This window comes from Aeromonas sp. 600724 (assembly GCF_049175135.1).
GTDB lineage: Bacteria > Pseudomonadota > Gammaproteobacteria > Enterobacterales > Aeromonadaceae > Aeromonas > Aeromonas veronii_A.
In genome coordinates this window covers 188,563-211,490 of sequence record NZ_JAAKUM010000001.1, presented here as the reverse complement: position 1 = coordinate 211,490, position 22,928 = coordinate 188,563, and the positions used below count along the sequence as shown (strand labels likewise).

Annotated in this window: 26 protein-coding genes and 1 pseudogene; 8 read left to right on the top strand and 19 right to left on the bottom strand. The window is 57.1% G+C overall.

Annotated elements, in window-relative coordinates; genetic code table 11:
• Positions 1-107 precede the first annotated feature (107 nt).
• Both G5168_RS00940 and G5168_RS00935 read left to right on the top strand, forming a co-directional pair.
• Positions 108-755 carry an Arm DNA-binding domain-containing protein gene (locus tag G5168_RS00940; RefSeq protein WP_227340633.1) on the top strand — a complete coding sequence of 216 codons (648 nt, stop codon included), beginning with the start codon at positions 108-110 and terminating at the stop codon, positions 753-755.
• A gap of 87 nt (positions 756-842) precedes the next feature.
• A pseudogene (locus G5168_RS00935) lies at positions 843-1,086 on the top strand (IS5/IS1182 family transposase); the annotation flags it as partial.
• 80 nt (positions 1,087-1,166) lie between these two features.
• Here the strand turns inward: G5168_RS00935 and G5168_RS00930 are convergent.
• The 4 genes from G5168_RS00930 to G5168_RS00915 form a co-directional block, all read right to left on the bottom strand.
• The gene (locus G5168_RS00930; protein ID WP_042012540.1) at positions 1,167-1,370 is read right to left on the bottom strand and encodes a CPXCG motif-containing cysteine-rich protein; all 204 of its coding nucleotides are present in this window, start codon (positions 1,368-1,370) and stop codon (positions 1,167-1,169) included.
• 271 nt (positions 1,371-1,641) lie between these two features.
• Positions 1,642-2,301 (bottom strand): hexitol phosphatase HxpB, encoded by a 660-nt coding sequence (gene hxpB / locus G5168_RS00925; RefSeq protein ID WP_005360961.1) that lies wholly within the window; start codon positions 2,299-2,301, stop codon positions 1,642-1,644.
• Positions 2,302-2,427: 126 nt separating this feature from the next.
• A complete protein-coding gene (purT, locus tag G5168_RS00920) occupies positions 2,428-3,606 on the bottom strand; it encodes a formate-dependent phosphoribosylglycinamide formyltransferase (protein WP_227340632.1) in 1,179 nt (392 codons plus the stop codon).
• Between the two features lie 85 nt (positions 3,607-3,691).
• Complete coding sequence (locus G5168_RS00915; RefSeq protein WP_100653666.1) at positions 3,692-4,582, bottom strand: DMT family transporter; 891 nt, start codon at positions 4,580-4,582, stop codon at positions 3,692-3,694.
• Between the two features lie 226 nt (positions 4,583-4,808).
• Here G5168_RS00915 and G5168_RS00910 point away from each other — a divergent pair, with 226 nt between their 5' ends.
• Positions 4,809-5,396: an FMN-dependent NADH-azoreductase gene (locus G5168_RS00910; RefSeq protein ID WP_162506373.1), complete on the top strand. Its 588-nt coding sequence runs from the start codon at positions 4,809-4,811 to the stop codon at positions 5,394-5,396.
• A gap of 186 nt (positions 5,397-5,582) precedes the next feature.
• Here G5168_RS00910 and G5168_RS00905 read toward each other — a convergent pair whose 3' ends face one another.
• The 4 genes from G5168_RS00905 to G5168_RS00890 form a co-directional block, all read right to left on the bottom strand.
• Positions 5,583-5,762, bottom strand: coding sequence for a hypothetical protein (locus G5168_RS00905; RefSeq protein WP_139741912.1), 180 nt, complete (start codon positions 5,760-5,762; stop codon positions 5,583-5,585).
• A 163-nt stretch (positions 5,763-5,925) separates the two neighbouring features.
• The gene (locus tag G5168_RS00900; protein ID WP_227340630.1) at positions 5,926-6,114 is read right to left on the bottom strand and encodes a DUF4250 domain-containing protein; all 189 of its coding nucleotides are present in this window, start codon (positions 6,112-6,114) and stop codon (positions 5,926-5,928) included.
• A 2-nt stretch (positions 6,115-6,116) separates the two neighbouring features.
• Complete coding sequence (locus G5168_RS00895; protein WP_005336856.1) at positions 6,117-6,581, bottom strand: MarR family winged helix-turn-helix transcriptional regulator; 465 nt, start codon at positions 6,579-6,581, stop codon at positions 6,117-6,119.
• Positions 6,582-6,751: 170 nt separating this feature from the next.
• Entirely contained in the window at positions 6,752-7,966 is a 1,215-nt protein-coding gene (locus G5168_RS00890) for a UPF0149 family protein (protein WP_421251707.1), read from the bottom strand.
• Positions 7,967-8,197: 231 nt separating this feature from the next.
• On the opposite strand from G5168_RS00890, the gene G5168_RS00885 reads away from it, so the two are divergent.
• Together G5168_RS00885 and G5168_RS00880 are read left to right on the top strand one after the other, a co-directional pair.
• Positions 8,198-9,058 (top strand): CvfB family protein, encoded by an 861-nt coding sequence (locus tag G5168_RS00885; protein WP_005336853.1) that lies wholly within the window; start codon positions 8,198-8,200, stop codon positions 9,056-9,058.
• Position 9,059: 1 nt separating this feature from the next.
• Entirely contained in the window at positions 9,060-9,371 is a 312-nt protein-coding gene (locus G5168_RS00880; RefSeq protein WP_107683055.1) for a DUF1289 domain-containing protein, read from the top strand.
• Between the two features lie 57 nt (positions 9,372-9,428).
• On the opposite strand, the gene G5168_RS00875 is transcribed toward G5168_RS00880, so the two are convergent.
• Positions 9,429-9,752: an HI1450 family dsDNA-mimic protein gene (locus G5168_RS00875; protein WP_005336851.1), complete on the bottom strand. Its 324-nt coding sequence runs from the start codon at positions 9,750-9,752 to the stop codon at positions 9,429-9,431.
• A 147-nt stretch (positions 9,753-9,899) separates the two neighbouring features.
• Between G5168_RS00875 and G5168_RS00870 the strand changes: the two genes are divergently transcribed.
• The gene (locus G5168_RS00870) at positions 9,900-10,028 is read left to right on the top strand and encodes a hypothetical protein (protein WP_019445852.1); all 129 of its coding nucleotides are present in this window, start codon (positions 9,900-9,902) and stop codon (positions 10,026-10,028) included.
• A gap of 3 nt (positions 10,029-10,031) precedes the next feature.
• Here the strand turns inward: G5168_RS00870 and mtgA are convergent, their stop codons facing one another.
• From mtgA to minC, 5 genes are all read right to left on the bottom strand, one after another.
• On the bottom strand, positions 10,032-10,823 hold the full coding sequence (gene mtgA / locus G5168_RS00865) for a monofunctional biosynthetic peptidoglycan transglycosylase (RefSeq protein ID WP_227340628.1): 792 nt from the start codon (positions 10,821-10,823) through the stop codon (positions 10,032-10,034).
• Positions 10,808-11,134 carry an HI1450 family dsDNA-mimic protein gene (locus G5168_RS00860; RefSeq protein WP_005352317.1) on the bottom strand — a complete coding sequence of 109 codons (327 nt, stop codon included), beginning with the start codon at positions 11,132-11,134 and terminating at the stop codon, positions 10,808-10,810. The genes mtgA and G5168_RS00860 overlap by 16 nt, the downstream gene beginning before the upstream one ends.
• Positions 11,135-11,330: 196 nt before the next feature.
• Entirely contained in the window at positions 11,331-11,597 is a 267-nt protein-coding gene (gene minE / locus G5168_RS00855; RefSeq protein WP_005336848.1) for a cell division topological specificity factor MinE, read from the bottom strand.
• A gap of 2 nt (positions 11,598-11,599) precedes the next feature.
• Positions 11,600-12,412, bottom strand: a complete 813-nt coding sequence (gene minD, locus G5168_RS00850) for a septum site-determining protein MinD (RefSeq protein ID WP_005336847.1) — start codon at positions 12,410-12,412, stop codon at positions 11,600-11,602.
• Positions 12,413-12,430: 18 nt separating this feature from the next.
• Positions 12,431-13,150, bottom strand: coding sequence for a septum site-determining protein MinC (gene minC / locus G5168_RS00845; protein ID WP_227340627.1), 720 nt, complete (start codon positions 13,148-13,150; stop codon positions 12,431-12,433).
• Positions 13,151-13,257: 107 nt separating this feature from the next.
• Here minC and G5168_RS00840 point away from each other — a divergent pair, with 107 nt between their 5' ends.
• Positions 13,258-13,536: a YcgL domain-containing protein gene (locus G5168_RS00840; RefSeq protein ID WP_005360946.1), complete on the top strand. Its 279-nt coding sequence runs from the start codon at positions 13,258-13,260 to the stop codon at positions 13,534-13,536.
• An 824-nt stretch (positions 13,537-14,360) separates the two neighbouring features.
• Here G5168_RS00840 and G5168_RS00835 read toward each other — a convergent pair.
• From G5168_RS00835 to G5168_RS00825, 3 genes are all read right to left on the bottom strand, one after another.
• Positions 14,361-15,731 (bottom strand): L-serine ammonia-lyase, encoded by a 1,371-nt coding sequence (locus G5168_RS00835; protein WP_005336844.1) that lies wholly within the window; start codon positions 15,729-15,731, stop codon positions 14,361-14,363.
• Between the two features lie 275 nt (positions 15,732-16,006).
• Positions 16,007-17,392 (bottom strand): L-serine ammonia-lyase, encoded by a 1,386-nt coding sequence (locus tag G5168_RS00830; RefSeq protein WP_139443603.1) that lies wholly within the window; start codon positions 17,390-17,392, stop codon positions 16,007-16,009.
• Positions 17,393-17,544: 152 nt separating this feature from the next.
• Positions 17,545-17,829 carry a pyrimidine/purine nucleoside phosphorylase gene (locus G5168_RS00825; protein WP_005336842.1) on the bottom strand — a complete coding sequence of 95 codons (285 nt, stop codon included), beginning with the start codon at positions 17,827-17,829 and terminating at the stop codon, positions 17,545-17,547.
• A gap of 270 nt (positions 17,830-18,099) precedes the next feature.
• On the opposite strand from G5168_RS00825, the gene G5168_RS00820 reads away from it, so the two are divergent.
• Positions 18,100-19,341: a dicarboxylate/amino acid:cation symporter gene (locus tag G5168_RS00820; protein ID WP_005352303.1), complete on the top strand. Its 1,242-nt coding sequence runs from the start codon at positions 18,100-18,102 to the stop codon at positions 19,339-19,341.
• A gap of 1,643 nt (positions 19,342-20,984) precedes the next feature.
• Here G5168_RS00820 and pfkA read toward each other — a convergent pair.
• Both pfkA and tpiA read right to left on the bottom strand, forming a co-directional pair.
• A complete protein-coding gene (gene pfkA, locus G5168_RS00815) occupies positions 20,985-21,956 on the bottom strand; it encodes a 6-phosphofructokinase (RefSeq protein ID WP_005336840.1) in 972 nt (323 codons plus the stop codon).
• A gap of 149 nt (positions 21,957-22,105) precedes the next feature.
• Positions 22,106-22,861, bottom strand: a complete 756-nt coding sequence (gene tpiA / locus G5168_RS00810; protein ID WP_421251706.1) for a triose-phosphate isomerase — start codon at positions 22,859-22,861, stop codon at positions 22,106-22,108.
• Positions 22,862-22,928: the final 67 nt, after the last annotated feature.

Here is a 22,928-nt window from a genome sequence, read left to right as displayed (position 1 = left end):
GATCTTGATTCAGTCCGTTCCAGACCAGTTTGGTACATATCTGTGTACACGTTAGGACGCGTTAATGTGTCAGTGAAAAATCAGATAACCAGTCACATGAGAGTCATATGCCACTTACTGATACGAAGCTACGGGCCCTCTATGGTAAGCCCTACTTTGGCAAGACGGAATTGTCAGACCGTGATGGATTGTCAGCTCGGATCACCGAGCGAGGCACCATCTCGTGGCAATATCGCTATCGCTGGCAAGGAAAAGCGGCGAGACTCAAAATTGGACGCTATCCCGACCTTAAACTCGCTGATGCCAGGGCGTTGATCCCTGCTATCCGTGGCGCTCTTGAACGTAATGAACATCCCAGAGTTTTTTGGGATAAACTCCACCAGAAGCATGATGTCACCCTGAAACAGTGCTGCGAGCATTTTCGTGAGCACCATTTGCCCAAGCTGCGGCCTCGTACGGTCATGCTCTATGAGCATACCATGCAGCGCTATTTCGAACCTCTGTTTATTGGTATTCCGGTGGAACAGATCCCGTTTTCGAGCTGGCTGGAGTGGTTTGATAAGATTGGCAAGAAAAAGCCGAAAAACGCAGGGCATTTATTGCGCAGGTTAAAGTCCATTCTGAGTTTTTGTATGCGACGTAATCTCATGGGTGGCTCTCCGAAGTCGAAATTACGTATCGAACATGTTGGCTTTCAACCCGAGAGAGAGCCTCGCGTGCCGACCAAGCGAGAGCTGGCTCACCTGCTGGGTTGATAACGAGGTCATGAACAACTGGTTTTACCACGACCATCATGGGCATCAGTCTCTATTCCTCCTCGTTAAAATACGGGGGTATAGGTAAAGGAGCATACGAGGAATGAGGCGGTGCAAACGGAGAGAGTGGTGCACCGAAAGAAGATATTAGGGAGGGGAAGCACCATCGCCCGTTGGCAGTGACGGTAATTTACCGGTTCAAGCAGTTGCTGGCAGGAAATAGCATTCTCAGGAAATGCAACGGTCAGGTAGGAGAAGTGGTGGCGCATATGAGTGCGATAAACAAACGGAACTCCTTGCTCTGCCTGTAAAGAAGCCCCAAGTGTTGTAGCAGCACATGGGGCTTCGGAAGTCATGACTTGCTGGCTGAGTTAGGCAACAATGCCCTGCTCGACATTTTGTGACTCGCAATCAAAACAGTTGCTCGTCGTCGGCATCCACAAAGAGCTGCAGACGGTCGCGTTCCTCATCCCGATGCAGCCGCAGGTGGATTGGATTGCAACAGGCCATGCAATCTTCGTAAAACTCCTGATCACCCTGGCTGGCATCCAGCTCGACCCGGGTATGGTGACCGCAGTGGGGGCAGACGATGCGCTTGCTGGTGTACTCGATCATGATAACCTCCTCGGGCCCTCAGGCCGCCTATCTACCCTGATTCTAGTCGGGCTGCAGGGGGTTAACCGCGAGCAAACGCACGTTTATGACAGAGATCAAGGCTGAGGGATGGCAAGGTGCAACCGGTTGGACTGGTCGTGTGCGAGAGGAACAATCTGGTTGAGAATGACAGGTGAAAAGAGGGAAATTGCCAACGGTTGTTTGGCAATCACAGGGGGCAGGAGCCCCCTGCGGGTATGAGAACGCGAGCGCAACAAGGCGTCGATAGGCGCTACTTGACCCAGCTGGCCAACATGTCGGCATTGAGCTCGGCCAGCGAGCCGAGCTGGTAGTTGGCGATGGCCAAGCGTGGGTCACCCACTAAAGCGGGATCCGGCACGATCAACGCGGTCATGGAGGCCGCCTTGGCCGCCAGCAGACCGGTAAAGCTATCTTCGATGGCCAGACAGTGTACCGGTTCCACTCCCAGCTTTTCGGCGGCGTGGATGTAGACATCCGGGTGCGGTTTGCCGAAACGCTCTACTTCAGCGGAGTGAACCGCCATAAAGCGATCGCGAATGCCAAGTTTGCCGAGCACCGCTTCTACCATCGCAAAGGGTGATGAGGTAGCCAGACCCACTTTCAGCCCGCGGGCCTCGATAAGGTCGAGCGCTTCCAGCACACCTGCTTTGGCCTGACCTTCGGAGAGGATCAGGGCGTTGACCCGATCCAGAATGCGCTGTACTACCTCTTCCTGAGTTGGGCCGCTCCACGGGCGCAGGCGATACCAGTGGGCAACCAGCTGATCGATGCGCACGCCTATGGTCGATTCACAATCCTCAACGGTGTGGGGGTGACCCAGTTCGGAGAAAACGGCGATTTGGGCCCGTTGCCAAAAGGGTTCCGAGTCGATCAGAACACCATCCATATCGAAGATCACGGCAGCTAACATCTTGTACTCCTGACAAATTTGAAGAGGGGATTATAAGCCTGACGGGGAAATGCAAAAGGGGCATTGCCATGCCCCTTGCGCCCGATCACATCGGCAAACGTTTGTTTTGCTGTGGCAAAAAAGCACTTAGAACAGTACTTCGACCTTGGCGGCCACGGCTTTGGCTTTCTCTACCGCATCCTGGCAATCCTCTGCGCGGGCCAGCGCCACGCCAAGACGGCGGCGACCGGCGATCTCCGGCTTGCCAAACAGCCGCAGCTGGGCACCCGGCACCAGCGCCAATGCCTCACCAATCCCCTGATAGCGGATATTCTGGCTGTGCCCTTCGCGCAGCACCACGGCAGAGGCGCTCGGCCCGTACTGGGTGATGGTGCCGACCGGCAGCCCCAGAATGGCGCGCACGTGCAGGGCGAACTCGGAGAGATCCTGGGAGATCAGGGTCACCATGCCGGTATCGTGGGGACGCGGCGATACCTCGCTGAACCACACTTCATCGCCTTTTATAAAGAGCTCGACTCCGAACAGGCCGTAACCACCGAGGGCCTCGACCACCTTGGCGGCCACCTCTTTGGAGCGGGCCAGCGCCAGCTCGCTCATCACCTGTGGCTGCCAGGATTCGCGGTAGTCGCCATCTTCCTGCCGGTGGCCGATAGGGTCGCAGAAGTGAATGCCATCGACGGCGCGTACCGTGAGCAGGGTGATCTCGTACTCGAAGGGAACGAAGCCCTCGACGATCACCTTGCCACGACCGGCGCGGCCACCCTCCTGGGCGTATGTCCAGCTCTCATCCAGCTTGGCGAGATCGCGCAGTACACTCTGCCCCTTGCCGGACGAACTCATCACAGGTTTCACCACGCAGGGCAGGCCGATAGCCTCGACTGCGGCGACAAACTCCTCCTTGCTCTGGGCAAAGCGGTAGGGGGAGGTGGGCAGACCCAGGGTCTCGGCGGCGAGGCGGCGGATCCCTTCCCGGTTCATGGTGAGCTGGGTAGCGCGGGCGTTGGGCACTACCTTGACCCCTTCTTGCTCAAGGGCAGCAAGGGTATCGGTGGCAATCGCTTCAATCTCGGGGATGATGAGGTCGGGTTTAACCTCGGCAACCAGGGCACGCAGGGCGTTGCCATCGAGCATGTCCAGCACGTGGGCTGCGTGGGCCACCTGCATTGCGGGGGCGTTGGCATAGCGGTCGGCGGCGATCACTTCGATCCCGAACCGTTGCAACTCGATGGCGACCTCTTTGCCAAGTTCGCCGGAGCCCAGCAGCAGGGCACGGGTGGCGCCGGGGCGGGTTGCGGTTCCAAACATACGATCTCTCCTGATGTCGATGGTCATTGTTGATGATCGCTATCGCACGAATAGCGGACAAAAAAAGAGGCACGCATGGCGTACCTCAGGAAACGGGTTTGTGAGCGCGCTGCTCCAGATGGGTCAGCAAGGTAATGGCGCCAATGATGATGGCGGCGCCAAGCCACAGACGGCCTGGGGGCGCCCAGCCAAATACCAGCCAGCCCGCCAGCACGTTCATCGGCAGCTTGGCAAAATCGAAAGGTTGTACGAAGGAGGCCTCCGCCACGCTGTAGGCGCGAGCGATGGACATCTGGGCCAGTGCCGTCAGTACGCCGGAGGCGGCTACCAGCAGCCATTGGCTCTCGCTTGGCCACTGCCACTCCGGCAGGGCCAGCATGACGTTGAACGGGGTACTGAAGATAAGCAGATACACCACTATGGTGTGGGATGATTCGTTGGCTGCCTGATAGCGCACCATCAGGGAGTAACCTGCCCAGAACAGCGCCGCCGCCACCGGCAGCAGGGAGGCCCAGTTGAATTCGTCAGTCCAGGGGGCGAGGATCAGCATGGCGCCGGCAAAGCCCGCCAGGGTGGCCAGAATGCGGGCGCGGCTCACCTGCTCCTTGAGCAGCAGGGCGGAGCCCAGGGTGGCAAACAGCGGTGAGGTCATCAGCAGGGCGATCCCCTGCCAGATGGGGACGGGGTACGCCAGTGCCCAGAGCCAGAGCTGGATGCCGATCACTGCCAGCAATACCCGCAACAGGTGCAACCGGAACTGATTGGTCATCAGGGATTGGCGCAGGCCATGACGAACCAGCCAGGGCAGCAGGCAGATCAGGGCGATCAGGTATTGATGAAAAGCGACTTGGGTCGATGGGAGGCCAAGCTTGAAGCTGACATACTGGCTCAGGCTGTTGACGGCGGCGAAGCAGAGTCCTGCCACCATCATCCAGACTGCACCGGCCAGAGGAGAGTGCCTGCGCGAGGGTATCATGGGATCCGGGTCGCTGGAAAAAAGTGCGGCGGATCATAACGGCAATCGTTTGTTCTGCCAAGGGTTGAGGCGTGGCCGCGTGGCTGGCTGGCGAGGAAGTGGCCTTTCATCAAAAATTTTGAACAAGTTGAGCATCTATTTTCGCTATCAGCAAAGAAGCGCAATGTTTAGAGTGACCTCCATCGACAGCGCAGCTGTTCAACCGACAACCAAATGGAGTTTCACCATGGCCAATATCCTCGTTCTCAAATCCAGCATCCTGGGTCAATATTCCCAATCCAACGCCCTGATCGACGGCTTCCTGGCTGACCATCAGGATGATGTCGTCACCGTACGTGATCTGGCTGCCCTCAACCTGCCGGTGCTGGATGGCGAGCTGGCCTCCGGCCTGCGCGGTGGTGACAACCTCAATGAGCGTCAACTGGCGGTGATCGCCCAGTCCGACGAGCTGATCGCCGAACTCAAAGCGAGCGACTTGGTGGTGATTGCGGCCCCCATGTACAACTTCAACATCCCGACCCAGCTGAAGAACTGGATCGATCTGGTTGCCCGTGCCGGCGTCACCTTCCGCTATACCGAGACCGGTCCGGTCGGTCTGGTTGAAAATACCCGTGCGCTGGTGATCAGCCCTCGCGGCGGCATGCACGTTGGTAGCGCCACCGATCTGGTCACTCCCTACATGCGTACCGTGCTAGGTTTCATCGGTATCAAAGAGGTGGATTTCATCTACGCCGAAGGGATGGGGATGGGCCCGGATGCCCAGAGCAAGGGGATGGAAGCGGCTAAAGCGCAGCTTGAGGCTCTGGCTATCTAAGGGCTCTCTTCTATAAGGGCTATCTATCCCGTCAGGGGTTATCTCTTCAAGGGGTTGCCCTGCGAGATACAAGAACGCAGCCATCAGGCTGCGTTTGTTTTTTTGGCTTGGTGTGATTGCGACAAGACCGTAATGCTACAGAGAGTATCGCGGCAAGCGGTCGGTATAGACGCTCTGGCGGAGTCACTACTCCATCATAAAGCGGCGACAACCACGCACCAGCAGCAATGCCACCATGACCAGCAGGCCAAGCAAGAGGGTGGTCAGCCACTGTTCGGTACTTTGCGGCAAGTGGGGCGTGAAGAGGCTGATCATCAACAGGGTACAGAGCGTGATCAACAGGCTCTGGCGGGTCATCAATATCATGGGGTCATCCTTGGTTTGCTCACCTGAAACGATTTTAATGCCCTCTTGTGACAGGGTGATGTATCCGTGCATCACCCTGTTGGGGCTCTTCAGACCATATCAGGTTTTTACCGCAGAGCCAGCGCCATCACTGGCGCTGTGATCCCGATCCCGCTAGCTCTCTTTATCTGAACTGCTTTTGCTCTGGCTGATAGTGAAAATCGCCGCTGGCGAGCCGCGCTTCCAGTGCCGCCTGATCGATCTCCTGCGCTTTGCAGAGATCATCCAGATCGTCATAGCGATCACGCAGCTGCATATTGACGACGCTCAGCAGCATGTTGATGTCCATGGTGGCAAACTTTTTCAAATCCATGATTATTTCTCCCGATCCAGTGATTGCAGCTGCTCGATGGCGGCGCTGACGCTGTGCAGATGCTGGCGGATCGCCTCGCGGGATTCGCTAGGCAAATAGTCTGTCAGGGTATGTTGCCAGCTGCCCGCTTCACTCTTGAGCTGCAGGAAGAGGGCGAGCCCGGCATTGGTGAGGGAGACCAGGCTGATGCGTTTGTCCTGCTCGCTGCTCTCGGTAAAGATGATCCCTTTTTCGACCAGACGGCGGATCTCGCGGGAGATGCGCACCTTGTCCATGCCGCTCGCCTCGACCAGCTCTTTCTGGCTGATGGGGTAGTTGGGGCCGAGCACCATCATCAGGCGCCATTGCGGCACGGTCAGCTGGTAACGCTGTTCATAAAACTGTTCGAAGGTATCCCGTAGCATCTCGGCGGCATGTACCAACTGATAGGGCGGGTAGTGAGCGAGTAACGCTATGATTTTTGACATATTACACCCTGCTGTGACGGCTGCATCAGATGCAGTTTCTTTTGATACTTTGACATTGATGATACGAAACTCAAGCTGATTTGTCTGACCCGGTTGCGATGAAATGTGCGGTGGCGCACGCCCTCAAGGAAAAACCGGGTCTGACCGACGGGATTTTAAGCCAACGCTGTTCAGCCTTTACGCAACCAGATGAGGGCGTTCTGCTTGAGCCAGGCCTCGCGAGTGTGGATAGCGTAGAGCGCGGCCTCGTCGCGGCTGCCCGCTTGCCAGCTTTGTGGCTCCTGTTTGGGCAGCTTGCGCTGACCCAGCAGGCAGGCCGGAATGTGCGGGTTGGCCTCGATGGCGACCAGCAGATGGGGCTTGGCTGCCTCGGCACCCTCGGTAGCAAAGACCATCAGCGCTTTGTTATAGAGCAACCAGCTGGAGGCTTCATCGAAGCGCACCAGCAGGGCGGCCAGCGCCTGCCAATCCCCTTGCAGTGCATAGAGGGTGGAGAGGTTGTAGCGGCAACCCAGCTCATCGGCCACGCAGATTGTCAGCAGCGCCAGATACTCCGCTTTGGCCTCGCCCAGCTTGCCAAGGCGCAGCAGGCAGTCGGCGCGGCCGGCTCTGGCGGCCAGCAGGGGGCGCAGTTCGGGGGTACTCCAGCCGTGACCGGCGATTTGCTGCCAGAAGGCTTCATCAAAGAGCGGAGTGGCATCAGCGATGATCTTCTCGAACCAGCCGAGGCGGGCCTGATGATCGCGGCAGCTGTCGGCCAGCTCGAACCAGGTCTGCCACTGTTGGGCCTGCTCGCCATTGAGGGCCACATCAGCGCTGGGGGCGGCCTGATACTGGTCGAGGTTGAGCAACTGGTTGAGGGCGGTTTTCATATTCTGGCGCTGGCGTTTGCAGAACTCGACAAAGGGGAGTTCGCTGGCGGCGGCGCTATAGAGCATCTGGGCCATCTGCTTGTCGCGAAACAGGCTCAGCTCGGCGGCCAGACTGAAGCGGTACTGGGTGGTCGGGTCGTTCAAATCCTTCGGCTTGGGCCAGGTGGCAAAACCCATGCTGAAGCCATAACACCATTGACCGAGGGGGTGGCTCTGTTCGAACACCTGCTCGGGGTTATCGCTGGGCAGGCGGCACTGGCTGGGCAGGGCCAGCTGGGCGTCGTCGGCTTGGGATTCCAGTTCGGCGATCAGGTGGTTGAGGGCTTCTGCGCTTTTTTCATCCAACTCGGCATCCTGTTCCAGCAGACCAGCCAGCGGGCGTTGCCAGTCAGGGGTCTCTGGCCCCACCAGACGGGCACAGAGAAAACCGTGCAGGGCCGGGTAGGTCATGTCCTGATCGCTGTGGCTCTGGATCCATTGATTAAGATGGCGGGTACGAGTGGATGGGTTCATCGACAGTTCCTCTGGATTTGAACAGCCGCGAAGTCTACCTAAAAGTGGGGTTATTTGCAGCAAATGGCCGCCTGTTTGGCGATTTAATCACCATTGGCGGATAAGATAGGGGCGAAAGGGCGGCTCGTGGTGGCTTGGGGACTAGGCCGGATCACCGCTCTTGAGGTAACATGCGCGCCCATAGGGGCCATGTTCAGTTGGCCCATCCGGGTAATGAAAAAAGAGAGCACCATGATACAGATTGGCAAGATGAACACCCTCACCGTTGTTGAACTCGAAGATCGCGGCGCCTGGCTTGCGGCCGATGAGTACGGTGAACTGCTGCTGCCCAAGCGTCAACTGCCGGAAGGGGTGAAAGAGGGGGATAGCGTGCAGGTCTTCCTCTATCTGGATGCCGATTGCGAACCGGTGATCACCACCGACAAGCCATTTGCCATGGTGGACGAATTTGCCGGTCTGAAAGTGGTCAATGCCAACAAGATTGGTGCTTTCCTCGACTGGGGCATGAAAAAGGATCTGTTTGTGCCGAGCCGCGAGCAGAACAAGCCGATGCAGGTGGGCCACGTTTATCTGGTGCGTCTGCAACTGGATAACGAAGGGCGCATGGTCGGCACCAGCCGCATCGAGCGTTTCCTGACCCCGGCCGGCAGTAACTTCAAGGTCGGTGACGAAGTGACCGCGCTGCCGGGCGAGCACTCGCCCCTTGGCATCAAGGTGATCGTCAACGGTCAGTATCCCGGCATGCTGTTCAAGAACGAAGTGTTTGGCCGGGTGATGACCGGTCGGCCGCAAACCGCCTGGGTCAAGCAGGTGCGCGAGGATGGCAAGCTCGATCTGACCCTGCAAAAGCCGGGTCTTGCGCGGGTTGATGACGCCGGTGAACGCATTCTGAGCCGGATGAAAAAGCAGGGCGGCAGTCTGGCGGTGGGTGACAAGAGCGAACCCGAGCTCATCTACAAGCTGTTCAGCATGAGCAAGGGTACCTTCAAGAAGGCGATCGGCGGCCTCTACAAGCAGGGCAAGATTGTCATCGAAGACAATGCCATCACTCTGGTGGCCACAGAGACCGACTCGGCAGTGGATAGCGAATAAGATGCCGAGCCCCTGTGTTGGCCTCTGCAAGGCGAAAGATGGGCTTTGCCTTGGTTGTGGCCGCACCCTGAGCGAGATCGGCCACTGGTCGGCGATGGATAGCAAGGCCCAGCTGGCGGTGATGGCCGAGCTGAATGGCTCGAAAAGCACCCACTGCTGTCCGGGTTGTGGCGAACCGGCCTATTGCGCCGTCTCTGCCGGTCAGACTATTGCGCAGTGCTGGTGCAGCCAGTTGCCGGTATTGCCGATGCAGGAGGCCAGCGCTTGCTGGTGCCGCCGCTGTCTGGCCAAGGCCATCGCGGCGCAGGATTAGCAGAGAACAGAAATAAAAGAGAATACAGAAACAAGAAAGGCGCCGATGGCGCCTTTTTTATGCCTGCTGCTGGCGATGCCAGCGCACATGCACTTGATCTTCGGTCAACAGACGGGGCAGCAGGAAGGTGGCGAAGATCACCTCAAACTCATCCTGATGATCCAGCAAACCGACCCACACTTCGACCCAGCGCTCCATATCGACCGGCTCACCAAGCTCGGTCGACCAGTCGGCATTGGGCAGAGTCGCCTCCACGGCGCCACGCTGCTCAAACTCCAGGGTGATGTCGACTATTTGTTCGGGGGCCAGCATATCGGCGGCCTGCTCAAGAAACTGATCATAGGCCCATTCGACCAGCTGATCCGGGGTACGCTGTTCCATGAAATCACTCCAGATACATCGAGGTTCGCTACTGTAACAATTATTGGCTGTGGCGGCCAGACCAGTGCGCCGGGCGTGCCTGACCTGTCCAAGTTGCCGTTGGGGGAGTATGGTTAAGGCGCGGATCATCTGGCAGGGAGTAAGGGGATGAAGCAGCGGGGACGGCGGCAACAGATCAAGCGACGGCGCGAGGCCTGGTGGTGGCACTATCTGCCGCTTCACCGCGAGACGGTGGGCGGTCATCTGGGTCCACCGGAGAAACCCGATGAGCCCTGAGGATCAGTCTGCCTGATGCACCCGATTGAGGGTGATCTGGCCCAGTTGACCCATTTGGCGGCGGATCCAGACCGAGCGCTTCTGCACATAGAGTGAAGGGGGCTTGACCCGATAACGCCACGGATTGGGCAGGGCGGCGGCCAGCAGGGATGACTCGTAGCGGGTCAAGCGGCTGGCCGGTTTGCCGAAGTAGGTACGGGCCGCGGCTTCGGCGCCATAGATGCCGGGGCCGAACTCCACGATATTGAGATAGACCTCGAGAATGCGGGCCTTGTCCCAACCCAGCTCCATCAGTAGGGTAAACCAGGCCTCCAGCCCCTTGCGCAGGAAGCTGCGATCACTCCACATAAAGAGGTTCTTGGCGGTCTGCTGGCTGAGGGTGCTGGCGCCGCGTACCCGTTCGCTGTGCTGGTTGTGCTTGAGCGCCGCGTTGATGGCATCCATGTCAAAGCCGTTGTGATCGGCAAAGCGCTGATCCTCGGCGGCGATCACCGCCAGTTGCAGCTCTTTGGAGATGGACTCCAGGTCTACCCATTCATGGCGTACCTGGGTGATCTTGGCGGGCGGAAAGAGGGCCCGCTCGATACGCCAGCTCCACATCGGCGGATCGATAAAACGCAGCAAGGCGACCGAGCCGACCGAGCAGAGCAGCCCGGCCAGCGCGATCTTGCCTGCCCACCTCAACACCCGGCGCCCAAGGGATGCAGATGGACGCTCAGGGGCCACAGAGTCAGGGTCAGACTCCCACTGATAATGGCTGGGATCATCGGGATCCGGAATTATTGGGGCAGCCATTCGATGTGGCAGAACTTCTCGTCAACACGGCGGGAGAGCAGCATGCGGGCAAACAGGTGCTCATACTCTTGTTCTTCATTGCCAAGGCCGACCCAGATCTCGGCATAGTCGGTGTCGCTCACCGCAAAACCCACGTCCGCTTCCCAGTCATCGGCCGGGTCGGTTTCGGCCAGCAGGCCGCGGTCGTTGAACTCCTGATTGAAACGGGCGATCTCCTGCTCCGGCAGGTTGTCAGAGGCCAGCTCCATAAAGAGTTCGAGGGCGGTATCGAGCAGTTCCTCGACGCTGTGCATTTCGTCATTCATAGACATAAGCGGTCTGTTCCAGAAAAGAGAAAAGGTGCCGACGCAGATCACAGCCTGCGGGGCGGCGCTATTCTAGCGGTCGGCAGACCCCTTGGCGAGATGATGCGAGCCGCTGTGACCTGTTTTTGTGCCAATAAAAAACCGGATCCAGTGACAGGATCCGGTCTTCATTGGGGGAAGGGGTCACGCATAGGGCGTCAGCTCATCCCTTCTTGTCATCGGCGAAGGTGATGTTGAGCTCCAGTACCGACAGCTCATCACTCTTCTGATCCAGTTGGACGGTTATCTTCTCCGGATCAATGTTGACGTATTTGCGGATCACATCGAGGATGTCCTGCTTGAGCTGGGGCAGGTAATCCGGCCCCCCTCTGGATGAACGCTCGTGAGCAACAATGATCTGCAACCGCTCTTTGGCCAGTTGTGCGGTGTTCTGTTTCTTGTTGGAACGAAAATAATCCAATAATGACATGTTTAACTCCCGAACAGTCGGCTAAAGAAGCCCTTCTTCTCTTCTTCCAGAAAACGAAATTCCTTGGCATCGCCCAGCAGGCGGGACACCGCATCTTCGTAGGCCTGACCTGCATCGGACTCCTTGTCCAGAATGACCGGTTCGCCGGAGTTGGAGGCGCGCAGCACCGCCTGGGACTCCGGGATCACCCCGAGCAGCGGGATGGCCAAGATCTCCTGCACATCCTGCACGCTCAGCATGTCGCCGCGGTTGACGCGGGTCGGGCAGTAGCGGGTCAGCAGCAGGTGCTCCTTGATGGGGTCTTCACCACGCTCGGCGCGGCGGGACTTGGAGGCCAGGATGCCAAGGATGCGGTCGGAGTCACGCACGGAAGAGACTTCCGGGTTGGTGGTGACGATCGCCTCGTCGGCAAAATAGAGCGCCATCAGCGCGCCCGCCTCGATCCCCGCCGGGGAGTCGCAGACGATGTAATCGAACTTCATCTCCGCCAGTTGATCCAGGATCTTCTCGACCCCCTCACGGGTGAGGGCATCTTTGTCCCGGGTCTGGGAGGCGGGCAGGATAAACAGATTTTCCGAGCGTTTGTCCTTGATCAGCGCCTGATTGAGGTTTGCTTCCCCATTGATGACGTTGACGAAGTCATACACCACGCGCCGCTCGCAGCCCATGATGAGATCCAGGTTTCTCAGACCGATGTCAAAGTCAATGACCACTGTCTTGTGACCACGCTGGGCTAAGCCGGTGCTCAGGGCCGCACTGGTTGTGGTCTTGCCAACGCCACCTTTACCCGATGTAACGACTATGATTCGCGCCATTCTCGCTTCCTTGTAACTCTATTTGATACGGTCTATTCGGAGTTGTTCGTTGTCCAGCCGGACGTGTACCGGTTGCTGGATCAGGCCTGCCGGCAGTGCATCGCTCAGCTGGAATGTGCCCGCGATGGAGAGCAGCTCGGCCTGTAATTGCTGGCAATAGATCCGGGCCTGGGTGTTTCCCCGGGCACCGGCAATGGCTCTGCCACGCAGGGTGCCATAAATATGAATGCTGTCGTCGGCGAGCACTTCAGCTCCCGGACTGACGGACCCCAGCACCACCAGCGAGGTGCCGGCGGCATAAATCTGCTGGCCGGAACGAACCGGTCCCACATGTACCTTGCTCGGGATCAAGGGGACGGGTTCGGGCTCGGGAACCACCTCTGGGGCGGCTGGCGCGGGGGCAGGCTCGGGTTCCGGTTCGCTCTTGCGACTCTTGCCCGAGGCCATCACGGCTAGTCCCACCGCCTTGGCGGCTGTCTTCATCTCTTCACTGCGCGCCCCCGTGATGCCGACCAGCACAAACTCTTCGGACTCCACCAGCTCCTTGAGCTGTTCGAAATCGGGAATATGTTCCAGTCGGGAAACATTGATCACCAGCGGTGCGCAATTAAAAAAGTAGGGTGCCTGGGCCACTTTTTCGGCCAACAACTGACGTATCCGCTCAGGCTCGCCATCGCTGATATGCAACACAGAAATAGTGAAGGTGGTCCCTTTCAATTCGTTATCGCGCTCAACCATGAATCTTCCCCGAGGCAGAGATGCTAATCCGTTATTGTTATTCAATTCCTGATGTTATAGTTTGCCCCCATCAGAGGCAATAAACTCGTCGGATTATATCAATTTCCATGTTGTGTGCAGTCTATAAAAGTCGCAAAAAAGCCGAGACCTACCTTTTTGTTGAAAAAAGAGAGGATTTCTCCCGCGTTCCCGAGCCACTGCTGAGCGCATTCGGGCGTCCCGAGCTGGTGTTGATGACCAAGCTGGATCCGGCCAAGCCCTTGGGGCTGGCTGATGTCGGCAAGGTGATGGCCGCGCTGACCAACCAGGGGTTCTACCTGCAGGTGCCGCCGCCTCCCGAGAATTTGCTGGAGCAGCACAAGGCCAGCCTGAAAAAGCCATCCTGAATATCCAGCCCCGTGGTGCGTTCTGCCCAGCGGGGCTAATTCTTTGTGACTCTGCATGACGCATTCCGGCCCCGGAGAGGTGGCCTGCGATAATCCCGTGACAGGATTTGGCCAAATTAAACCCTCCCTTTGGTGATATTCACTTTTCGCTGTTTAAATAGAAAGTCAATCTGCTCCCAACACCATATCGTCAACCTTTGCTGGCGCTCACAAAAATAGCGAGTAGCGCGCACTCATATCCGCCATTCCAACGGCTATTGGCCCATTCATCGATTATTTTCAGCCTCTTCCTTGGGCGCTTTTTTTGTCTCCACTGCGCGATGAGTTATCCATCAAATGGGGCGCAAAGAGGGCGATGATAACTGTGCTAAAACCAGTTTGCGCGATGTGCTGTGGCCAAAATGATGAGCTAACCCACTGTTTGTGTGCTTGATTGTTTGCCCTGATCACGAAAGTGCCACATAGGTGGAAATCAAAGTGGCGGCGTGATATCCGCAGGGTGAGCGGTAACCGCATTTTGCCAGGCAAGGGTATGCCCAAAGGGGAGGATATTGAGCTGAGGGGCCATCTTGATATCAATTAGTTGTGAAAGCGTGGCAGGGGCAGAACGTCGCTTCCAATCCATTGAGACGAGTTAATCAAGGTATGTAATTAGAGAGGCATTTAGACAAGGCAATCCACATTGCGGTGGCGTAGCAGGGGTATATCAGCAACGCCCTACAGTGAAATGGTCGGTATGCCGTTATAAGTGCCCGGCATCCCATTCGGGCAATAAAAAAGGCGGGATATCCCGCCTTTGTTCAGATGAGGGTCGCAACCCTTATTTATTCGCAAGCAACCTGCATCACCTTGATGGCCAGACCACCACGGGAGGTTTCACGGTACTTGGAGTCCATGTCCTTGCCGGTGATGTACATGGTCTCGATCACCTTGTCCAGAGAGACGCGCGGCTTGGAGGTACGACGCAGGGCCATACGGGAGGCGTTGACAGCCTTCATGGCTGCGATGGCGTTACGCTCGATGCAAGGCACCTGTACCTGACCGGCAACCGGATCACAGGTCAGACCCAGGTTGTGTTCCATGCCGATCTCGGCAGCTTCGCAGACGTGCTCCGGGCTACCGCCCATCAGCTCGGTCAGACCGGCAGCGGCCATGGAGCAGGAGACACCCACTTCACCCTGACAGCCTACTTCGGCGCCGGAGATGGAGGCGTTCATCTTGTAGAGGATGCCGACGGCACCGGCAGCCAGATAGAAGCGGGTGTACTCGTCGCGGCCAACCGGCTGGATGAACTTGTCGTAGTAGGCCAGTACGGCCGGGATGATACCGGCAGCGCCGTTGGTCGGGGCAGTGACCACGCGGCCACCGGCAGCGTTCTCTTCACTCACCGCCAGAGCGAACATGTTGACCCAGTCAACGATGTTCATCGGGTCACTCGAGAGGTTCTCGTTGGTGTTGAGCTGACGGTAGAGCGGTGCGGCACGACGGGGTACACGCAGCGGGCCGGAGAGAACGCCTTCGGTACGGCAGCCGCGCTCGATACCTTCGCGCATGGTGTTCCAGATCTTGCCGAACTTCTTGTAGATCTCTTCCGGAGTGTTGAAGCACTTCTCGTTTTCCATCATCAGGGCAGAGATGGAGAGACCGGTCTGGCTGCAATGGGCAACCAGCTCGGCGGCGCTCTTGAACGGATAGCGTACGGACATGTCGCCGCTGTCAGCCTTGCCGAAGTTCTCTTCGTCAACGATGAAACCACCACCGATGGAGTAGTAGGTCTTGCTGTAAACCACTTCATCTTCAATCAGGGCGGTCAGCTTCATGCCGTTTTCGTGCAGCGGCAGGGCTTCGTCGTGGAATACCATGGCGTCGCGCGGGAAGCTGACGGTGTGGCAGTGCAGGCCGATCGGCAGGCGCTCGGTCTGTTCAACACGGGAGATAAACTCGGGGATGGCATCGATATCGACATTTTCCGGCAGGTTGCCAGCCAGGCCCATGATGATGGCAGTGTCGGTATGGTGGCCTTTGCCAGTCCAGGAGAGGGAGCCGTAGACGTCGACATTGATCCGGGTTACATCGCGGATCTTGCCGCCCGCGCGCAGCTCGTCAACAAACTGTTTGGCCGCTTTCATCGGGCCAACAGTGTGGGAAGAAGAGGGGCCTACACCGATTTTGAAGATATCAAAAACGCTGATCATGTCACTATTACCTCAGGGTAGAAGGGGGCGGCATGCCCACTCACAGAAATTTGGGAGATCCATGGAACGCGCTTGTCAGCGCAGGTCACAGAACCAGATAACCGTAGTGTAACGGCTCCAGACCTAAAAAAAGTTGAAATAGATCTATTTTTGTTGAATCTGAGGCGCGAGTATAAAATTTATTTTTGTGCTTATCCATTTTGTTAAGCGTTTGCCCATAAAAATACCCGGCGATGCCGGGCATTTCGGAACCAAATGGAGTCATTTGCCGTTTTTTAACATTCGGTAATGTTAACGGCGAGGCCGCCACGGGCCGTCTCCTTGTATTTGGTCTTCATGTCGTTGCCGGTCTCCCACATGGTCTTGATCACCTTGTCGAGCGACACCTTGTGCTCACCGGTGCCGCGCAGGGCGAGGCGGGCGGCATTGATCGCCTTGACCGCCCCCATGGCGTTGCGCTCGATGCAGGGCACCTGCACCAGTCCGCCGATGGGATCGCAGGTGAGGCCGAGATTGTGCTCCATGCCTATTTCGGCGGCGTTCTCCACCATGGCCGGACTACCCCCCAGCAGTTCGGTCAGCGCTCCAGCCGCCATGGAGCAGGCAACCCCAACTTCACCCTGACAGCCCACTTCGGCCCCGGAGAGGGAGGCGTTCTTCTTATATAAGATGCCGATGGCAGCCGCGGTGAGGAAGTAGCGGATCAGCGTCTCGTCATCCACCTTGTGAACGAAGCGATCGTAGTAGTGCAGCACGGCGGGAATGATGCCCGCGGCGCCATTGGTGGGGGCGGTCACCACCCGGCCACCGGCGGCGTTCTCTTCGTTGACCGCCAGCGCAAAGAGATCGACCCACTCCATCACCATCAGCGGATCCTTGTTGAAGTTGGTCTCGCAGCTTAACTGGCGGAACAGCCCCGGGGCGCGGCGCCGAACCTTGAGGCCGCCCGGCAGCACCCCTTCGCTTTTGCAGCCTCGCTCGACGCAGCCCTGCATCGCCTGCCAGATCTTGCGCAGCCCCGCTTTTATCTGCTCATCGCTGCGAAAGACCCGCTCGTTGGCCAGGATCAGCCCCGAGATGGAGAGGCCGCTCTCCTGACAGTGGGCCAGCAGTTGGGCGCCGCTGTCGAACGGGTAGGGGACAGGATGTTCGGCATCGGACTTGGCGGCCTCTTCTTTGGCGGTGGCAAAGTGGCTCTCTTCAATGATGAAGCCTCCCCCGATGGAGTAGTAGGTCTGGCTGAAGCGCAGGTTTTCCTCTTTATCAAAGGCCCGCAGAGTCATGCCGTTGGTGTGGGCCGGCAGGGTCTTGCGGCGGTTGAAGATGATGGCACCGGTGCGCGGAAAATGGCTTGGTTGCTCGCCTGCCAGCGGCAGGCTCTGCTCCTTTTCCACTCGAGCCAGAATGGCGGGAATCGCATCGATATCGACCGATTCCGGTTCAAAGCCCGATAACCCTAGAATGATTGCCTTGCCGGTACCGTGCCCTTTGCCGGTCTGGCCCAGCGAGCCGTAACACTCCACTTCGACCCGCGTGACCTGTGGCAGATGGCCTTGCAGCTTGAGCTGCTGGACGAAGGCATAAGAGGCACGCATGGGGCCGACGGTATGGGAAGAGGAGGGGCCAATTCCGATGGAAAACAGGTCAAACACGCTGATCATGACATCAATCCGGTGATGGTTTATGTCTGTTTATTCTAGGATTTTTGCCATGGATAGGAAGCGGGGATGTGCGGTGCTGTGACATGGACACAGATAATGGGGCTGGGGTGGCCAATAAGGTTGAAGGGGGGGGGCCCCTTCAACCGGCCTGATCAGTCGAGAAATTCGCACAGGTAGGCGGTGGGGGTTTTCACTTCCAGTTTGAAGGAAGAGTGACCGGCCACCAGGAAGGATTCACCCTGGCTGTAGGTGTGCCACTCATCTTCATCAGCCAGCTGGATGGTGAGGGCGCCCTTGATCACTGTCATCCGTTCGGGGGCGGCGGTGTTGAACAGGTAGTCACCGGCGTTCATCACCCCGACGGTTGATTTCTCGCCTTTTTGTTCGAAACCGATGGATTTTACATTTCCGTCGAAATACTCGTTAACTTTCAGCATCTTTACATCCCTGTGTGTACGTTTGTGCAGCCAAACTAGCACAATCTTTTGCCAGTTGTCATGGGGAATGAGGTAAAAATCGCCGAGACCGCTTTGAATCTTCACTTTTTCGCAAACTTATTAATAGCCAAGGTTAATGATTTGCTGATTTAAAACAGCAATTAAATGTGAGATAACACGCGCAAACAGGGGAATGGGCAGCCGCTCATTCCCCTGTTTGGTTAATTGCACTGGGAAAAGTGTGAATTTTGCTACATAAAGGAACATATTGTGTTAACTAAAGGACTCATTAAAAACATCGGCTTCCAGGTTGTGGTCGCCATGGTACTGGGCGCAGTGGTCGGCGCGTTCATGGGTGAACAAGCCACCGTGTTTGCACCGCTCGGTACCCTGTTTATCCAGCTGATCAAGATGCTGGTGATCCCGCTGGTGGCGGTTGCCATCCTCTCCGGCGCCGCCAATCTGGGCGCCAGCCCGGCTGCGGGCAAGATCGGTGCGGCTACGCTGGCCTTCTTCCTCGTGACCTCAGCGTTGGCCGTGTTGCTGGCACTGGTGATGGGGCAGATCTTCAAACCGGGTGTCGGGGTCGATTTCGCTTCCGTCGCCTCCATGTTTGGTGGTGACTACGCCGATAAAGGGGCGTTGCCGGATGCAGTCGCCACCTTGCTTGGCATGATCCCCACCAACGTCTTCAACTCCCTCAACGAGGCTAACATCCTGCAGATCCTGGTGTTCTGCATGTTCCTCGGCATTGCGCTGGCCAAACAGCCGCGCGAGCGGGCCAAGCCGCTGGTCGATGGGCTCAATACCCTGGTGGATGCCTTCGTCTGGATGATCAACAAGGTGATGATCATCGCGCCGCTCGGGGTGTTCGGTCTGATGGCGGAAGCCATCGGTACCTATGGCTTCGATGTGCTGACCCTGGTACTCAAGCTGTTCGTGGTCTATGTGGCTGCCATCCTCATCTTCGGCTTTGTGGTCTACCCGCTGCTGGTGATGATGTTCTCCAACACGCCGGTAATGAAGTACCTCTCTGCCATGAAGAAGCCGCAGATCGTGGCCTTCTCCACCGCCTCTTCCATGGCGACCCTGCCGGTCAATATGGAGACCTGCGAGCATGATCTGAAAGTGACCAACGCGACCGCCTCCTTCGTGTTGCCGCTGGGTGCCACCATCAACATGAGCGGCAACGCCATCTATTACGGCCTGGTCGCCATCTTCTTCGCGCAGGTTTACAACATCGATCTGAGCGTCGGTGCCTGGGCGGCCATCATTGTGACCTCCACTCTGGGGGCGATCGGTCAGGCCGGTGTGCCGGGCCCAAGCTTCCTGGTGGTTGCCGTGCTGCTGGCGGCCGGGATCCCCATCGAAGGGTTGCCGCTGCTGTTCGCGCTGGATCGACTGTTCGATATGATCCGCACCTCCCTCAATATCACCGGCGATGCGGCCTGTGCTGTCATTGTTGACCGCTTCAGCCCGGAATATGACCCACAGCGCTGGAACAAGGCATAATTGCTTTGAACTGGGCTGAGATATAACAGCCCTAAGCTGATACTGCGTAACGCGAGCCCCTGCCATGATGGCGGGGGCTTTTTTATATCTGCCGGACAAGTATCAGAGCAAAGGTGTGCACAAGAGATTGCTGACGGATTTAGCTGTGTTGAATGGAGAGTACAGGAGGGGAAAACATCAGTTGTGGGCATGGGCCTTGTGACGGATAGCTGCGTGTGTGTCCGCCGGGGCAATGGGGTTGTCAAATGACAGGTAACAAAAAGGGGAGCCTTGCTCCCCTCGGATATGATCTGCTGCTGGTTCTACTCCATCAGGCCATATGGTTAAACCATCCTGGTTACACCCTTGTGGCGAAAGAAACAGCGTCAACGTGATGAAATCATATCTATGTTGACCATCTCGGCATTATTACTGAAAAGCGCCAGTTGGTGGCGATTAAACAGACATGGCAAAGAGGGTCGGTCCGGATTGATGCCTCTCTATCCGGCTCAGAACTGTGACAGTGAGGGCAGAGAGACAGCAACCAGGGTGAAAAACACCGTGAAAACGGCAGTAACGACAAACTCTTTCATTTTTCTCTCCCTAAGTTGTTGGTTGATGTAGTCAAGATACCATAACAAGAGGGTAAAACAAGGTGTAAGTTGATAAAATGGCTACTTTGTGTGCGTGGTTGGTTGAGATGGCTATTTTTGTCATATTGAGCTGATTTTATCACCTGCTATGGCATGTTAGGCATTCAAGATTCTGTTTTTATGGTTATTTCATTTAAATTCAATTAGTTGGTTGGTTAGTGGTTGGCTTGGCAATGGGTTTTGTATGGGGCTTAAGTGGCATTTTATAAGTTTTCACCCTCGTAATAGTGTCATTGAGGCCATAAAAAGTGCACAAGGCAATGATTTGACGATTCCTGACGTAGATAGCCCATCCAAAAGAAGTCTATGGAGAGAGTCTGGTTGCCAACCCTTGTCACACCATCACTTTATCAGTCCAGAGTCTCCGCATTTTTACAGCAATACACGGGGTTCATAGGGAGGAGAGTCGTGCATCGGGGGGATACAGAGTAGCAGCTGGCTGTTTTATCACCGCCAATTTCCCCGTTGGCCTCGGAATAGACATGGCCGCAGCAAGAGTGAGGTGCGCAATAGGCCAGAGACGTATTCTCTGGCTGGGCTGGGCTGGGCTGGGCTGGGCTGGGCTGGGCTGGGCTGGGCTGGGCTGGGCGCGAGTAGCGATCCGCGTGGCCGGTGTATCTGCGTGAGTCATGTGAGTACAATACGAGCGCAGCGCCGGAGCATGGTTGGGTAAGATATCTGAATCCCTTCTACAAGATTGAGATATAAAAAGCGGTGTATGACGAGGAGGCTGAACAAGCTCGTTTCAGGGGCGATAGAGCGCAGTTCAACGCAATCCGGTTCGCAGTGATAAAATATCCACGACGATACCGGAACTCTGTTCGTAGGCTGATGCCGGTTGGAGTGAGGAGAGGAAGGCTGGTGATCAGTCAGATGACGCAAGGCTTGGGGATCAGGCAACCCGTATGGTGAGGGGCGCACAGCGTGCGGATGCCCCCGTTTTTGTAAGATATTAAAAAACCCTCCGATGGAGGGTTTTTGTCATCAACAGCCGGTTAAAAGCCGCGTGGCTTAGAACAGGGTGGTGGAGAGGTTGTAAAGCTCCTGATCGAACGGACGCTTCATGTTCTCGATGCAGTCGATGATGTCGTGGTGTACCAGCTCGTTGCGCTGGATACCGACGCAGCGACCACCGTGACCAGCCAGCAGCTGCTCAACGGCGTAAGCACCCATACGGCTGGACATGATGCGGTCACGGGCAGTCGGGGCACCGCCACGTTGGATATGGCCCAGGATGGTGGCGCGGGTTTCACGACCGGTCAGGGCTTCGATGTCCTTGGCCAGCGCGTTCACGTCGGTAACGTGCTCGCAGATGGTGATGATGGCGTGCTTCTTGCCCTTGGCTTCGCCTTCCTTGATCTGCTTGAGCAGCTTCTCTTTGTCGAAGGCTACTTCCGGCACGATCACATACTCGGCACCACCGGCAACGGCGGCAGACATGGCCAGATCGCCACAGTGGCGACCCATGATCTCGACCACGGAGATACGGTGGTGGGAGCTGCAGGTGTCGCGCAGGCGGTCGATGGCGTCAACCACCACGTTCAGTGCGGTATCAAAGCCGATGGTGAAGTCGGTACCGGCGATGTCGTTGTCGATGGTGCCCGGCAGGCCGATGCAGGGGAAACCCTCTTCGGTCAGCTTCTTGGCACCCATGTAGGAGCCGTCACCACCGATGACGACCAGCGCATCGATACCGTGCTTTTTCAGGTTTTCGATCGCTTCGGCGCGCACTGCGGGGTCTTTGAAGGCAGGGAAACGGGCGGAGCCGAGGAAAGTACCACCACGGTTTACCACGTCGGAGACGCTGTGACGCTCCAGCTTGACGATGCGATCCTGGTGCAGACCGAGGTAGCCATCATAAATACCGTAAACTTCCAGGCCATGATGCAAACCGGCGCGAACCACGGCGCGAATGGCTGCGTTCATACCCGGTGCGTCGCCACCACTGGTCAAAACACCAATACGTTTGATTTGTTTGGTCATGAGTGCCTCTGGATCTGAGTTGTCAAATACGAATGTTTAAATAGACAAGCCACTTTTACTATATCGGCTTTCATATGGGATGCGGGGGCCACCATAGGAAAAGCGATACAAGAGAGGGGACGAGCCCCTCTCTTTGCCGTAATCAGCGATTACTTGGCAGCGCCAGCGATGATCTGGGAGAAGTCGTCCACTTTCAGGGACGCACCACCGACCAGGCCACCGTCGATGTCCGGCTGACCGAACAGGTCGGCTGCAGTGGCGCCAGTGACGGAACCGCCGTACAGGATCTGTACTTTGGCAGCAACAGCGGCATCAAAACCGGACAGGTACTGACGGATGTGAGCGTGAACGGACTGAGCGATCTCCGGAGTGGCAGTCTTGCCAGTACCGATGGCCCATACCGGCTCGTAAGCGATAACGGCGTTGTTGAAGGAGGCGATACCGCAACGGTCGATAACGGCTTTCAGCTGGGTCTCAACCACGTTCTTGGTCACGCCGGCTTCGAACTGCTCCAGAGTTTCCCCGATGCACAGAACCGGGATCAGGCCGCCTTTCTGGATGGCTTCGTACTTGGCTGCAACCACGTCGTCGGTCTCTGCGTGCAGGGTACGACGCTCGCTGTGGCCGACCAGAGAGTAGGTGCAACCAAAGGCTTTCAGCATGGAGGGGGCGTTTTCGCCGGTGAAGGCGCCAGACTCGTGTACGTCAGCGTTCTGGGCACCGTAGGCAATCTTGCTGCCAGCGGTCAGTTGCTCAACCAGACCCAAAAAGATAACCGGCGGGCAGACGGCGACTTGCACAGAAGGATGAGCGGCAGCAGCCGGGGTCAGTCCTTTGATCAGAGCTTCTACAGAAGCCTTGGTGCCGTTCAGTTTCCAGTTACCCATTACCAGGTGCTGTCTCATCTTGTATATCTCCTAGGCATTTGATTGCGCGACATTATATGAATTGAACCGAGCCCAAGATAGCTGA